Source organism: Chitinophaga sp. CB10 (assembly GCA_001870995.2).
GTDB lineage: Bacteria > Bacteroidota > Bacteroidia > Chitinophagales > Chitinophagaceae > Chitinophaga.
The window spans coordinates 266,366-279,884 of record MLAV02000002.1 but is presented as its reverse complement, the minus strand read 5'-3'; the positions used below and the strand labels follow the sequence as shown (position 1 = coordinate 279,884).

Sequence of the window (13,519 nt, the reverse complement as noted above, 5' to 3'; positions counted from 1 at the left end):
TGTTGCTGTTTTAATCTGTTTAATTATGCTACTGCTTCGTTTTCACGGGCTGCCATTACCCGTTCCAGTCTTTCTTTTTCCGCCTGTTTACCCTCCATCTCTTCCACATTCCGGGCTACGCTGAGGATAATACCGATGGCCAGGCTGGTAAAGATCACGGAGGAACCTCCCATACTTACCAGCGGCAGGGTTACCCCTGTTACCGGGAAGAGGTGAACGTTTACCGCCATGTTGGTCAGCGCCTGTATCACCAGGGTTACGCTAAGGCCTACCGCGAGGAAGGCGCCAAAAGCGTAGGGGCATCTCCGGTAGATGCGGATGCTCCTGAGCAACAGCAGCATGTAAGCTGCGAGGATCAGGAAGGCGCCCACCAGTCCGTATTCTTCAATGATCGTGGCGTAGATGTAATCGGAATAGGCATGCGGTAAAAAGTTACGTTGTGTACTGTTACCCGGGCCTTTTCCCATCATACCGCCGCCGGCGATCGCGATGTTTGCCTGTTGTACCTGGTAGGGCGTTTCGGTATGATCGTCATGCAAAAAGCTTTCGATACGCTTTTCCCATGTTTTCGTACGCATTTCCTTACCGGTGAATTTCGCTATCATGAACATCAGCACCACCAGCACAGCGCCGGCTGCCACCATGCCTGCCAGGAACCGGATGGGAACCCTTCCGATGAAGAAGAGGATCATACAACTGGCGCCCAACAGCAAAGCCGTACTCATATTGGCCGGCATGATCAGCAGGCAGATGATGCCTACCGGGATGATGATCGGAAGAAAACCCTTTCGGAAATCTTCAATGATATGTTGTCTTCTGGATAACTGCCTGCTTACATACATGAAGATGAAGAGCTTGGCTACATCCGATGTCTGGAAGGTCAGGTTGATAATGGGAAGACTGATCCATCTGCTGGCCTGGTTGATATTGGAACCGAATGCCAATGTGTATATCAGCAGCGGTATGGATATCAGGAAGCCTACCTGCGCTACCCGGGAGTAAATGGTGTAATTCACCCGGTGAGCGAAATAGATGATCAGGAGCCCCATGCCCAGTACGGAAAGCTGCTTCAGCAGATAGTATTCTGTATGTCCGCCTCTTTCCCGATAGGCCAGTGATCCTGTTGCGCTATATACCGACAGCAGGCTAACCAGCGACAGGAAAATCACTATCGTCCAGATAACTTTATCGCCTTTGGTTCTATAGAGCAGATTATTCATTTTCGTTTATTCGTTACAGTTACAATACCTCTTACCCATTAATTATAACTCCCTGACGGCGTCTTTGAACTGCCGGCCCCGGTCTTCATAATTCTTGAAGAGGTCGAAGCTGGCGCAGGCCGGGGAGAGCAGTACCACATCGCCTTTGGCTGCCAGTTTCAGCGCCGTGGTTACCGCTTCCTTCATGCTGGTGGTGTTGACCATCACCGGCGTGTCGTTGCGGAGCGCTTCTTCGATGGGTTTGTTATCCACACCGAGGCATACAATGGCCTTTACCTTTTCCTGTACGAGGGGACGGATGGCGCTGTAATCGTTCCCTTTATCCACACCGCCCATGATGAGTACAATGGGCTTTTCCATGCTTTCCAGCGCAAACCATACGGAATTGACGTTGGTAGCCTTGCTGTCGTTGATGAAATCCACCCCTTTGACAGTGGCCACATATTCCATCCTGTGCTCCAGGCTTTTGAAACTGGTGAGGCTTTCGCGGATCTTCTCCTTGCGGATGCCCATCGTTTTGCCGGCGATACCGGCTGCCATGGAGTTGTACAGGTTGTGTTTTCCTTTCAGCGCCAGGTCGTAGATACTGACTATGACCGGCTGTTCGTCTACCTTTATGTGCAACTGGTCGTTTTCGACGTAGCCGCCTGCTTTCAGTCGTTTCATGATGGTAAAAGGTATTGATGTTGAATTAATGGGTTGCTGCGGTAAATGCTGCATGATCTCGGGATCATCTTCACAGTAGATGAATGTATCATCCTTTGTCTGGTTCATGACAATCCTGAATTTGGACTTCACGTAGTTTTCCATCTTGTACTCATACCGGTCCAGGTGATCAGGCGTAATGTTCAGCAGGATGGCCACGTTGGGTTTGAACTCCTTAATGTCATCCAGCTGAAAGCTGCTAACTTCAATCACATAATACTCCGCTGGTGCGGTGGCCACCTGGCGGGCATAGCTCACTCCGATGTTGCCTACCATAGCCACGTCATAACCTGCGGTTTTGAAGAGGTGATAGGTAAGGGCGGTGGTGGTGCTTTTGCCGTTGCTGCCAGTGATGGCAATAATCTTTTTACCTTTCGAAAAACGGTAGGCCAGCTCAATCTCGGAAATCACCGGTACGCCTTTTTCGCGCACCTTTTTCATCAGTTCTGATTTTTCGGGGATACCCGGGCTTTTCACGATTTCGTCTGCGCCAAGTATTGTATCCCAGGAATGATGACCTTCTTCGAATGGTATCTGGTTAACCGCCAGTTCCTGCTTATAAATGTCTTTAATCGGGCTGCCGTCTGACACAAAAACTTCATATCCCTGCTGTTTACCCAGCAAGGCCGCACCAATTCCACTCTCTCCGGCTCCTAATATGATCAGTTTATGTGCCATTTCGTTTATTCTTCTACGTTATTTATGTTTTAATAAAATATCTTATCTCATTTTGAATGTAGCGATGGCAAATACCACGCACATGATGGTTACGATCCAGAAGCGTACGGAAATTTTGCTTTCGTGGTAACCTAGTTTCTGGTAATGGTGGTGGAGGGGCGACATTTTCAGCAGCCTTCTTCCTTCGCCATATTTCTTCTTGGTGTATTTGAAGTAGGATACCTGTACCATTACGGACACCAGTTCTACCAGGAATACGCCGCAGAAGATGGGGATGAGCAGCTCCTTGCGTACGATGAATGCCAGGGAGGCAATAATGCCGCCGATGGCGAGGCTGCCGGTATCTCCCATGAATACCTGCGCCGGATAAGCATTGTACCAGAGGAAGCCCACACAGGCCCCTACGAATGCCGCAATAAAAATGGACAATTCCCCGAGGTAGGGGATGTACATTACATTGAGGTATTCTGCAAACTGGATGTTACCGGAAACATAGGCGAAGATGCCGAGGCCTACCCCTATAATTGCCGAAACGCCCGTTGCCAGGCCGTCCAGTCCATCCGTTATGTTAGCGCCGTTGGATACGGCGGTGATCACAAAGATGACGATCAGGATATACAGCGCCCAGGTGTATTTTTCAGCGCCGGGAATCCAGGAGATCAGTTTGGAGTAATTGAACTCGTGGTTTTTCACGAACGGGATGGTAGTGATGGGCGTTTTCACATCCACGAACCGGTGCCCGTCGCGTGTCACTCTTTCCGGGTGGTTTTTTACCGGCCTTTCGTAGGCGGCAATCTTCTTGGGACCTACCACCTCGCGGGACACTACCACATCGTTATTAAAATAAAGGGTACAGCCTACGATCAGGCCCAGACCTACCTGACCCATGATTTTAAATCTGCCGGCCAGGCCCTCTTTATTTTTCTTGAAGACTTTAATATAATCGTCCAGGAAGCCGATCAGTCCGAGCCATACGGTACTCAGCAGCATGAGCCAGATGTACACATTCGCTACCTGTGCAAATAATAATGTAGGAATAACAATGGCAGACAGGATGATCAGGCCGCCCATAGTAGGGGTGCCTTTTTTGGAATTTTCTCCCTGGAGGCCGAGTTCGCGGATGGTTTCCCCGATCTGGCGGCGCTGCAGCAATCTGATAATACGTTTACCCAAAAGCAGGGAGATCACCAGCGACAATAGCAGTGCCATGGTAACCCGGAAGGTGATGAACTGGAACATTCCACCGCCGATTACGCTGATGTTGAATTCTGATTTCAGATAATTTAAAAAATAATATAACATATAGTTTTAGTCGTACCTGCAGCGCCCTGCCATAGCGGCGTTGCAGGCTATTAAGTCATTGAGTTATTCCAATTATTTACATCAACTGCACACTTCCTTATTTCTCGAGCATGGTCATCATCTCGCGCAATACCTGCTTGTCATCGAAGGGGTGCTTTACCCCATGGATCTCCTGGTATTTTTCGTGGCCTTTACCGGCTACGAGGATGATGTCATCTTTACCGGCCAGGGAAACCGCTGTTTTAATAGCTTCTTTCCTGTCTACGATAGCGATGTATTTTTTCCTGAGATGCACGGGCACGCCTGTTTCCATTTCCGCGATGATGGCGGCAGCGTCTTCGGAGCGGGGGTTATCGGATGTGAATATAACCCGGTCGCTGTTTTCCACTGCCACATCCGCCATGATTGGGCGTTTGGTGGTATCTCTGTCGCCCCCGCAGCCTACTACTGTAATCAGCTGCTCATTGCCTTTGCGGAGGTTTTGTATGGTAGCCAGTACATTTTTCAATGCATCCGGCGTGTGCGCGTAATCAACGATAGCGATGATCTGGTCTTTATCGGACACGAAGTAATCAAACCGGCCTTCGGCGCCGTGGATGTCACTCAGTGCCTGCAGTACTTTGGACTTCTCTTCGCCCAGCAGCCTGGCGGCGCCATATACGGCCAGCAGGTTATAGGCGTTGAACTCCCCGATGAGGCGGAAGTGTACTTCCGTATCGTCGATGGACATGATCAGTCCGGTCAGGTTGTTTTCAAGGATCTTTCCTTTGAAGTCGGCCAGCGTATGCAGACTATAACCTGCTTTGCGGGCTTTGGTGTTCTGCAGCATCACGTTGCCTCTTTTATCATCGAGGTTGGTGAGGGCAAACGCGCTTGCCGGCAGGTCGTCAAAGAATGATTTTTTCACGCGGATGTACTCATCAAAGGTTTTGTGGTAATCCAGGTGATCATGCGTGATATTGCTGAATATGCCGCCGGCAAACTGCAGCCCCGCGATGCGGTGCTGGTGGATGGCATGTGAGCTCACTTCGATGAATGCATACAGGCAGCCATCGTCTACCATGCGGGCCAGCAGCGCGTTCAGGCTGACGGGGTCCGGGGTGGTATGGGTAGATGGTATAACGGTATCGCCTATCTGGTTTTGCACAGTGGAGAGTAATCCACAGTGGTAGCCCATTTTGGTGAACAGGCGAAACAGCAGGGTGGCGATGGTCGTTTTACCATTGGTGCCGGTAACGCCCACCAGTTTGAGCTGGCGGGAGGGATTATCATAGAAGTTGCCAGCTATGATGCCGCTGGCGGCGGCGCTGTCTTTCACCTGCACATAGGTGACGTTGCCGTCCGTATTAGCCGGCATCTCCTCGCAGATAACAGCCGTAGCGCCCTGTGCTATAGCTTTACCAATATATTGATGACCGTCTGCGTGAACGCCTTTAACGGCGATGAAGGCATCGTTTTTACCAATGGCGCGGGAATCAATTGCAATGGCGTTCACGGTAATATCGGTATTACCCTGAACGGCGGTGATGCCTACGTTATATAATATGTCGCGCAGCGTCTTCATTAGCTGAGTTCTATTACAATAGTTTGTTCGTTTCCGATTTTAGTACCGCCTGGCAGTGATTGTGATTTCACTTTTCCGGCGCCTTTTACAACTACGCGGAGTCCTGCATTCTCCAGCAGGTACAGCGCGTCTTTGAGTCCCATTCCGGTAACGTCCGGCACGGCGCCTTTCGGTTGCGGTACCTGCTGGAAGTTGACTTTCTGGTTGGATACTTTGGCGCTCACCCAGGCGTTTGTGGCCGGGATGGCGGCGGCAGGGAGTTGCAGGGTACGGAGTATTTCGTTCCATTCCGCAGCTTTTCCTGTTTTCATGGCAAGCATCGTATCCAGTTTGACGTTTGCCTGCATGGGAGTTTGTTTTTCCACTGCCAGCGCATAGAGTTTATCTGCCACTTCTCTAAACACGGGACCCGCTACACTGGCGCCGTAGAAGCGGAGTGCATGCGGTTTGTTTTTTATTACTACCACGCAGGTGTACTGCGGGTCATTGGCAGGGAAGTAACCTGCAAATGATGCCTGGTAGATTTTATCGGCATACCCTCTGCTGCCGTTGGCAACGAGGGCGGTACCGGTTTTTCCGGCGAAGGTGTAGTATTGGTTCTGCAATTTTTTAGCTGTTCCGTTGGTGACTACCCCTTCCAGCATGGCTCGCACCTGGCGGAGGGTAGACTGGGAGCAGATGCTGTCCATTACTACCGTTGGTTCAAATTTTTTCACTACCTGGCCATATTCCATAATGGAGTTGACGAGGTAGGGTTTCATCATTTTCCCGTTGTTGGCCACTGCGTTGTACAGCATGGCTGTTTGCAGCGGGCTGACCAGCACTTCATATCCGAAGGCCATCCACGGGAGGGTGGTATTGGACCAGGTGCGGGCGGAGGTGTTTTTGATGATCGGGCGCCCTTCGCCTACCAGGTCAATACCGGTGATAGTATCGAGTTTCAGCCTTTTCAGGTTGTTGACGAAACTATTCGGTTTTTTGCTGTAGAACTGCACGGCAAGTTTGGCCATACCCACGTTGGAACTGAGTTCGAACGCGTGTTTGATGGTTACCTTCTGCGGACCGGGATGCGGTTCGGAGTCGTACACCGTTCTGCGGCCTACACGCCATTTACCGCCTTCCATGTCTACAATGGTATTCATGGTGGCGTATTTATCTTCCAGCACGGAGATCACGGTGGCCAGTTTGAATACGGAACCTGGTTCGCCGACCTGCAGTGCGTAGTTCATATTTTCCCAGTAGCTGCCATCGGGTTGGCGTCCGAGGTTAGCCATGGCTTTGATCTTGCCGGTTTTCACTTCCATGAGTATGCAGGTGCCGTGTTCGCATTCGTTTTGCACCATCATATTCATGAGCGCTGTTTCCACGATATCCTGCATGTTCACATCGATGGTGGTAACGATATCGCGGCCGTTTTCCGGTTCGATGTCGTATCCCTCCACGGGAACGTAGGTACCGCCGGCGATGCGGCGCATGAGGCGTTTGCCGGTAACGCCTTTGAGGTATTCGTCGTAGGTTCTTTCCAGTCCTACGCTTTGTGAATTCTCGCGGGCGAGCCCGATGGTTCTGTTGGCAAGCAGTTTAAAGGGATTGATGCGTTTACTTTTGGTTTCGGCGATCATGCCACCTTTATTTTTGCCGAGCCGGAACATCGGAAACGTTCTCAGTGCCTGGTATTGGTTGAACGGTATATCCCTTTTGAGGAGGAAATACCGGTCTTTGGATTTATAGCCTTCCCGCATCAGTGTTTTGTATTCCTCCTTGGAACGGTCGTTAAACAGCTGGGAGAGGCATAACGCGAGGGAGTCCAGGTTTTCCTTGAAGACTTTCCCCTGTTTATCCCTGAGTCCGTCGGCGGCAAAATCTATCCTGATATCGAAATAGGGAATGGAGGAAGAGAGCATTCTTCCTTCTTCAGAATAGATGGTACCTCTGTCGGCGTCGAGGGCTACATACCGGGTATGCAGGCTGTCTGCAATACTTCTCCAGTAGCTTCCCTGGACGTTCTGGATATAAAAGACTTTAGCGAGGATAGCGACGCCGAAGAGCGCCATGCCGATAACGCATAGATACACCCGCCATAATATGTCTTTCTTTACATCCACTTTTTTTTTGTTGTTGTGTTTCTCCCGGGGGAGATATAATAAAGTATGATACCTGACACTGGCGGTTTTATTGAGATGCTTGCCATTTGATATTTACCAGCATCCCCGCCTATACCGGTTGGTAAGGGCGGGCAGTATCAGGTATCAATGTGTTAATCATTTTTTTCTGTTTCATTTTTCAGCACAATTTTTCGAGGCGGGGAGTTCAGTTGTTTGAGTCCCAGTTGCTCTACTGACTTGCTGACTTCACTCATTTTGCTTTTGAACATAAGCTCGCTCTTCACATTGATATATTCCCACTTGAGCTCTTTAATTTCTTTGCTTAGCTGATTGATACGGCGTATTTTTTTTTCAGCGAGGTGGCTGTTGGCGATATAGATAAGCGCCAGGGCAGCTAGAAACAGGATACGGGGCATGTTCTGCACCAGCATTGAATAGTTGATGCGGAGCCGCCATTCCTTTTTGGGTTCCTGCAAAGGGATATGATCTTCAGCAGGTACCTCCTGGTTTTTATCGATAATTTCTTCCTCGGACACGCGCTATGCTTTTTTAAGAATTATGAAATGGATAGACGCCTAAGCCATCATCAGTTAAAGCCTTCACAGTGAATAGGAACGATAGGATTGGAGCTGCGTGGTAAGCGCCTGCTACAAATTTTTTTCGGCTACCCGTAGTTTTGCACTCCTGGATCTGCTATTGATCTTCAGTTCTGCATCGCTGGCGGTTACCGGTTTTTTTGTGATTAATTTGAACAATTTAGGGGGTGTTTCCAAGCCAAACGGATCGTCTTGTGCTTCCTCGAAACTGCCAGATTTCATAAAGTTTTTAACTATTCTGTCTTCCAGTGAATGGAAGGTGATGATAGCGAGTCTTCCGCCTGGTTTCAATACTTCGGCGGATTGTGACAGTAAGTCTTTCAAAGCTCCCAGTTCATCGTTGACGGCTATACGCAGCGCCTGGAAAACCTGGGCCAGGTATTTCTGCGGATTCCCTTTTACGATGGGTTGGATTACAGATTTGAATTCTGCAATGGTACGCATGGGGTGTGCTTTTCTGTTTTTGACGATGGTTTGGGCCAGTGTTTTGGAATTGGTTACCTCTCCGTATTCCTGGAACAGGAGGTGTAATTTCGCTTCGGACCAGGTTGCCAGCAGTTGCGCGGCGGTAAGGTCCGTCCTGGTGTCCATTCGCATGTCCAGATCCGCGTCGAAACGAATGCTGAATCCTCTTTCCGCAGTATCGAACTGATGGGAGGATACGCCAAGATCTGCCAGAATACCATCTACAGGTGTTGCTTTATGTAGTTTCAGGAAACGTTGCAGGTGCCTGAAATTCTGTTGTACAAAAGTTACGCGGTCGTCTAATATCCTGTTACGGTAGGCATCTTCGTCCTGATCAAACACAATCAGTCTGCCGTTTTCACCCAGTCTTTCCAGTATGGCTCTTGAATGTCCTCCGCCTCCGAACGTAGCGTCCACATATGTTCCGGATGGATGGATGTGAAGCAGCTCCGTTGTCTCCTGCAGCAGAACAGGTAAGTGATATTGCTGTTCGCCCATACGCTACAGATTTAAATTGTGTTGTTGTTATCTCCTCCGCCCATAACCTGCTGTGCCAAATCACTGAAGGCTGCTGGTGAGAAATTTTCAAAGAACTCCTGGTATTTAACACTATCCCAGATCTCGATTTTATTGGTGGCCGCAGCCAGAATAATATCTTTTTCCAGATTGGCGTAAGAGAGCAGGTTTTTCGGTACCAGCAACCTTCCCGCGCTATCCAGCTCCAGTATGGTAGCCCCGTTCAGAAAGTAACGCTTGAATTCCCGTACTTTTGGATCAAAGTCATTCAGCTTACTGATCTTCTCGAAAATGGGCTGCCATTCATTCATTGGATACAGGGACAAACATTTCTCAAACCCTCGGCAAATCACAAACTGACCACCCGCACTTTCCTGTACCTGCTTTTTAAATCCGGCAGGAAGGAGGAAACGCCCTTTAGCGTCCAGTGTGGCTTCGTATTCACCGAGAAAACCAGTCATACCATGGGGTAAAGTCCTTGAAATCCATTTTCTAACACAAAATAACACTTTTTCCCACTTTTTAACGAAAAAATGCTTTATAAATTTTTTCCACAGGAATAAAAGCCCTCTTGCGCTGGTTCTATATATAGTTAGGGGTGGGGAGATGTGAATTTCCCGGGGTGTAGTGTTAGTAAAGTGTTAATAAGTTTTCGCAAGGCATGAGCCTGAGCTAAATAGCGCCATGGACTTGCACTTGGCGCGACTCCCATTTTCCCGATTTTTTAAAGGCCGGCAAAAATTACACTTAGATTTTTATTCTAATCCGTTGCCAACACGTGTTAAAATTTTATCATCAAAAAAAATTTTTTGAATTTCTCGTTTCTTTTTTTAAATCAACCTGTAATTCCGCCGGTTTGCCGACTTATTCGCCTCTTTTGCAAAATTTTAACAGCAATGAAAATCTCCCTACCTTACATTTACATTTAATTCTTAATTTTGCCACTCTCTTATGCGGAAATTTTTATTGTACATTAGTGTCCTTTTGATTGGTGTAATTACTTTCTCTTCCTGTAACAATGAGTTACGTAGGATAGAAAAAAGTAATAACTTTGAAAAGAAGCTGGCATACGCCGATAAAATGTACCAGAAGAAAAAGTACAATACTGCCCTGACGCTCTATAGCGATCTCATGCAGGTGTATAAAGGTACCGACAAGTTCGAAGGACTCTATTACAATATGGCTTATTGTTCTTACTACCTGAAAGACTATGTGCAGGCCGGTTTTAACTTCAAAAACTACCTGGACCTCTTTCCAAACAGTCCGAGAGCCGTAGAAATAGACTATATGCAGGCCTACTGCTATTACAAGCAGTCCCCTAAGGTGTCGCTGGATCAAACCAACACCACCAAAGCCATCGCCGCCATGCAAACGTTCGTCAACAACTACCCGACCGCCCCTAAAGTAGCGGAAGCCAACCTGGTGATCGAACTTTGCCGCCGCAAACTGGAAAAGAAAGAATACAACGCAGCCGAATTATATTATAACCTCGGCTACTATAAAGCTGCTGGTATCGCCTTCAAAGGCCTCATGCGTAACTACCCTGATTCCGATAAATCAGACAGTTATAAAATGATGGCTATCAAAGCTTACTACGCCTACGCCAAAAACAGCGTAGTGGATAAACAAAAGGAAAGGTATGAAACCGTGGTATCCGAGTACCTCGACTTCACCGACCACTATCCAAACAGTAAACTGAAGGCTGATGCCGAAAAATTTTATACCTTAGCGCAATCAAACATTAAAACTCTGGAAAATGAGCAAAATAAAGCGAAGTCTAACCAGTAGCCTTAATCCATGGGTAGAAACCAGAAACACTACCGATATTAAGAACAGAACTGGTAATTTATATGAGTCTATTGCCGTGATCGCAAAACGCGCCAATCAGATCAATATTTCCGTGAAAGAGGAGCTCCATTCCAAACTGGAAGAGTTTGCCAGTCATACCGACAACCTCGAAGAAGTACACGAAAACAAAGAGCAGATCGAGATCAGCCGCTTCTACGAAAGACTGGCTAACCCTGCGATCCAGGCTACTCACGAATTTCTGGACAATAAGATCTATTTCCGCAAAAACGACGATGACCTGTTCAGCTAATCGTTACGGGAATAAATAAAAATATTAATTTCATGGCGGCAGATATTTTTCTGCCGCTTTTTCGTTTTATACACGTCCATGGACACTACTAAAATATTACACGGCAAAAAAATACTGCTCGGGGTTTCCGGCAGCATTGCCGCCTATAAGGCCGCTACTATTGTAAGACTCCTCGTAAAAGAAGGGGCCCAGGTAAAAGTTGTCATGACCCCGGCCGCCGCCGGCTTCATTACGCCGCTCACCCTGGCTACCCTCTCCAAAAACGCAGTACCCCTGCAGATCAGCGATCACGACAGCTGGAATAACCACGTGGAGCTGGGCCGCTGGGCCGATGTGATGCTCATAGCGCCCGCCTCCGCCAATACCATCGCCAAAATGGCCAATGGCCTCTGCGATAACCTCCTCCTCGCCACCTATCTCTCCGCCACCTGCCCCGTGATTTTTGCGCCGGCCATGGATGAGGACATGTGGCGCCACCCTGCCACCCGCAGCAACATCGAAAAACTCATTTCCTATAAAAATATCCTCATCCCCGTGGCCAACGGCGAATTAGCCTCCGGCCTCATAGGGGAAGGCAGGATGGCCGAGCCGGAAGAAATACTCGTATTCCTCCGCCGCCACTTCAGCAAATCCGGCGCTCCCAAACCGCTCGCCGGCAAGCTGGCCGTCGTAACCGCCGGCCCTACCATCGAGCATATCGACCCGGTGCGCTACATCAGCAACCACTCCAGCGGTAAAATGGGCATCGCCATCGCGGAAGCCCTCGCCGACGCCGGGGCCCAGGTGAAACTGATCCTCGGACCTACCCACCTCAGCACCACCCATGGCGGTATTGAAACCATCCGGGTACAGTCCGCCGAAGAGATGTTCCACGCCGTCATCGCCGCCTACCCCTTGTCGGACCTGGTGGTAGCCGCGGCCGCAGTAGCGGATTACCGCCCGGCGCAGGTGGCCGACAAGAAAATAAAGAAAGGAGAGGAGCAGCTCAACATCCCCCTGGAAAAAACGCATGACATCCTGCGCACCCTAGGCAACAACAAAGGGCCGCAGCAGATGCTCGTAGGCTTCTCCCTGGAAACAAACAACGAAAAAGAATATGCCCTTAAAAAGCTGCGGGAAAAACATCTCGATATGATCGTGATGAACTCCCTGGCCGACCAAGGCGCAGGTTTTAATTATGATACCAACAAGGTAACCCTGTTTGACCGCAAGGGGCGCGAAAAAAGCCTCCCGCTGAAATCAAAACAGGAAGTAGCCCAGGACATTGTTTCAGCTATAATTGAACTGCAAAATGCTTAAACGCTTTTCCGTATTCCTGCTCCTGTGCAGCGCAACCCTGTTTGCCAGCGCCCAGGAGTTCCGCGCCAATGTAACGGTAGTGGCCAGTCAGCTGACCGGTGTGGACAAAAAGATATTTACGACCCTGCAAAACTCCCTCAAAGAGTTTATCAACAATCGCCACTGGGCCAGCGAGGCCTACGCCCCGGCGGAACGCATCGAGTGCAATATCATGCTGAACCTCACCGGAGTGGTCAGTTCGGACGTATATCGCGGTACGCTGACCATCCAGGCCACCCGCCCCGTGTATAACTCCAGCTACATGACCAGCCTGCTCAACATCCAGGATAATAACGTACTGTTTCGCTATACGGAATTCCAGCCGCTGGAATTCAACGACAACCGCGTGGCCGGCAGCGATCCGCTGGCAGCCAACCTCACGGCGATTTTCGCGTATTATGCCTACGTGATGCTGGGCCTGGATGCAGATTCCTTCTCCCCGCGGGGAGGCGACGCCTTCTTCAAAAAAGCGCAGAACGTGGTCAACAACGCGCCGGACGGGAAGGACGTTTCAGGATGGAAAGCCTTTGAAAGTCAGCGTAACCGCTACTGGCTGACGGACAACCTGCTGAACGTGAAGTTCAACAACTTCCACGACGTAATGTACCAGTACCACCGCATGGGACTGGACCTGATGTATGAAGATGTGAACACCGGCCGCAGCGCCATCATGAACTGTATCAACCTGCTCTACGCCATCCACCAGGATATTCCCAATTCCATGCTGATGCAAACTTTTTACGCTGCAAAGGCGGATGAATTAATGAAGATATTTTCCAGGGCCATGCCGCAGGAGAAAGCCCGGGCCGCAGAAATGCTGGCAAAAATGGATATCCCCAATGCCGGTAAATACCAGCAGATGCGATAATCGCGCTCTGTTGCCACTTATATTATTTTCTCAGCAAATGTTGATAGCTTTACGCTTTCTACAA

At 49.2% G+C, this 13,519-nt stretch carries 12 protein-coding genes; 4 read left to right on the top strand and 8 right to left on the bottom strand.

Annotated elements, in window-relative coordinates:
- Positions 1–23 precede the first annotated feature (23 nt).
- From BOC67_RS04430 to mraZ, 8 genes are all read right to left on the bottom strand, one after another.
- Positions 24–1,220: an FtsW/RodA/SpoVE family cell cycle protein gene (locus BOC67_RS04430; protein ID WP_291907787.1), complete on the bottom strand. Its 1,197-nt coding sequence runs from the start codon at positions 1,218–1,220 to the stop codon at positions 24–26.
- Positions 1,221–1,262: 42 nt separating this feature from the next.
- Positions 1,263–2,603 carry a UDP-N-acetylmuramoyl-L-alanine--D-glutamate ligase gene (gene murD / locus BOC67_RS04425; RefSeq protein WP_291907785.1) on the bottom strand — a complete coding sequence of 447 codons (1,341 nt, stop codon included), beginning with the start codon at positions 2,601–2,603 and terminating at the stop codon, positions 1,263–1,265.
- Between the two features lie 42 nt (positions 2,604–2,645).
- Entirely contained in the window at positions 2,646–3,905 is a 1,260-nt protein-coding gene (mraY, locus tag BOC67_RS04420; protein ID WP_291907784.1) for a phospho-N-acetylmuramoyl-pentapeptide-transferase, read from the bottom strand.
- 97 nt (positions 3,906–4,002) lie between these two features.
- Positions 4,003–5,469 (bottom strand): UDP-N-acetylmuramoyl-L-alanyl-D-glutamate--2,6-diaminopimelate ligase, encoded by a 1,467-nt coding sequence (locus BOC67_RS04415; protein WP_291907783.1) that lies wholly within the window; start codon positions 5,467–5,469, stop codon positions 4,003–4,005.
- Positions 5,469–7,574: a penicillin-binding protein gene (locus BOC67_RS04410; RefSeq protein WP_291907782.1), complete on the bottom strand. Its 2,106-nt coding sequence runs from the start codon at positions 7,572–7,574 to the stop codon at positions 5,469–5,471. Before BOC67_RS04410 ends, BOC67_RS04415 begins: the two co-directional genes overlap by 1 nt.
- Positions 7,575–7,726: 152 nt before the next feature.
- Entirely contained in the window at positions 7,727–8,110 is a 384-nt protein-coding gene (locus BOC67_RS04405; protein ID WP_291907781.1) for an FtsL-like putative cell division protein, read from the bottom strand.
- Between the two features lie 111 nt (positions 8,111–8,221).
- A complete protein-coding gene (gene rsmH, locus BOC67_RS04400) occupies positions 8,222–9,133 on the bottom strand; it encodes a 16S rRNA (cytosine(1402)-N(4))-methyltransferase RsmH (protein WP_291907778.1) in 912 nt (303 codons plus the stop codon).
- A gap of 11 nt (positions 9,134–9,144) precedes the next feature.
- A complete protein-coding gene (gene mraZ / locus BOC67_RS04395) occupies positions 9,145–9,612 on the bottom strand; it encodes a division/cell wall cluster transcriptional repressor MraZ (protein ID WP_291907776.1) in 468 nt (155 codons plus the stop codon).
- Between the two features lie 490 nt (positions 9,613–10,102).
- On the opposite strand from mraZ, the gene BOC67_RS04390 reads away from it, so the two are divergent.
- The 4 genes from BOC67_RS04390 (at position 10,103) to BOC67_RS04375 (ending at position 13,455) form a co-directional block, all read left to right on the top strand.
- Complete coding sequence (locus BOC67_RS04390; RefSeq protein WP_291907774.1) at positions 10,103–10,939, top strand: outer membrane protein assembly factor BamD; 837 nt, start codon at positions 10,103–10,105, stop codon at positions 10,937–10,939.
- The gene (locus BOC67_RS04385; RefSeq protein WP_073077665.1) at positions 10,908–11,249 is read left to right on the top strand and encodes a DNA-directed RNA polymerase subunit omega; all 342 of its coding nucleotides are present in this window, start codon (positions 10,908–10,910) and stop codon (positions 11,247–11,249) included. The genes BOC67_RS04390 and BOC67_RS04385 overlap by 32 nt, the downstream gene beginning before the upstream one ends.
- A gap of 78 nt (positions 11,250–11,327) precedes the next feature.
- Positions 11,328–12,548, top strand: a complete 1,221-nt coding sequence (gene coaBC / locus BOC67_RS04380; RefSeq protein WP_291907770.1) for a bifunctional phosphopantothenoylcysteine decarboxylase/phosphopantothenate--cysteine ligase CoaBC — start codon at positions 11,328–11,330, stop codon at positions 12,546–12,548.
- Positions 12,541–13,455 carry a DUF4835 family protein gene (locus BOC67_RS04375; RefSeq protein ID WP_291907769.1) on the top strand — a complete coding sequence of 305 codons (915 nt, stop codon included), beginning with the start codon at positions 12,541–12,543 and terminating at the stop codon, positions 13,453–13,455. Before coaBC ends, BOC67_RS04375 begins: the two co-directional genes overlap by 8 nt.
- Positions 13,456–13,519: the final 64 nt, after the last annotated feature.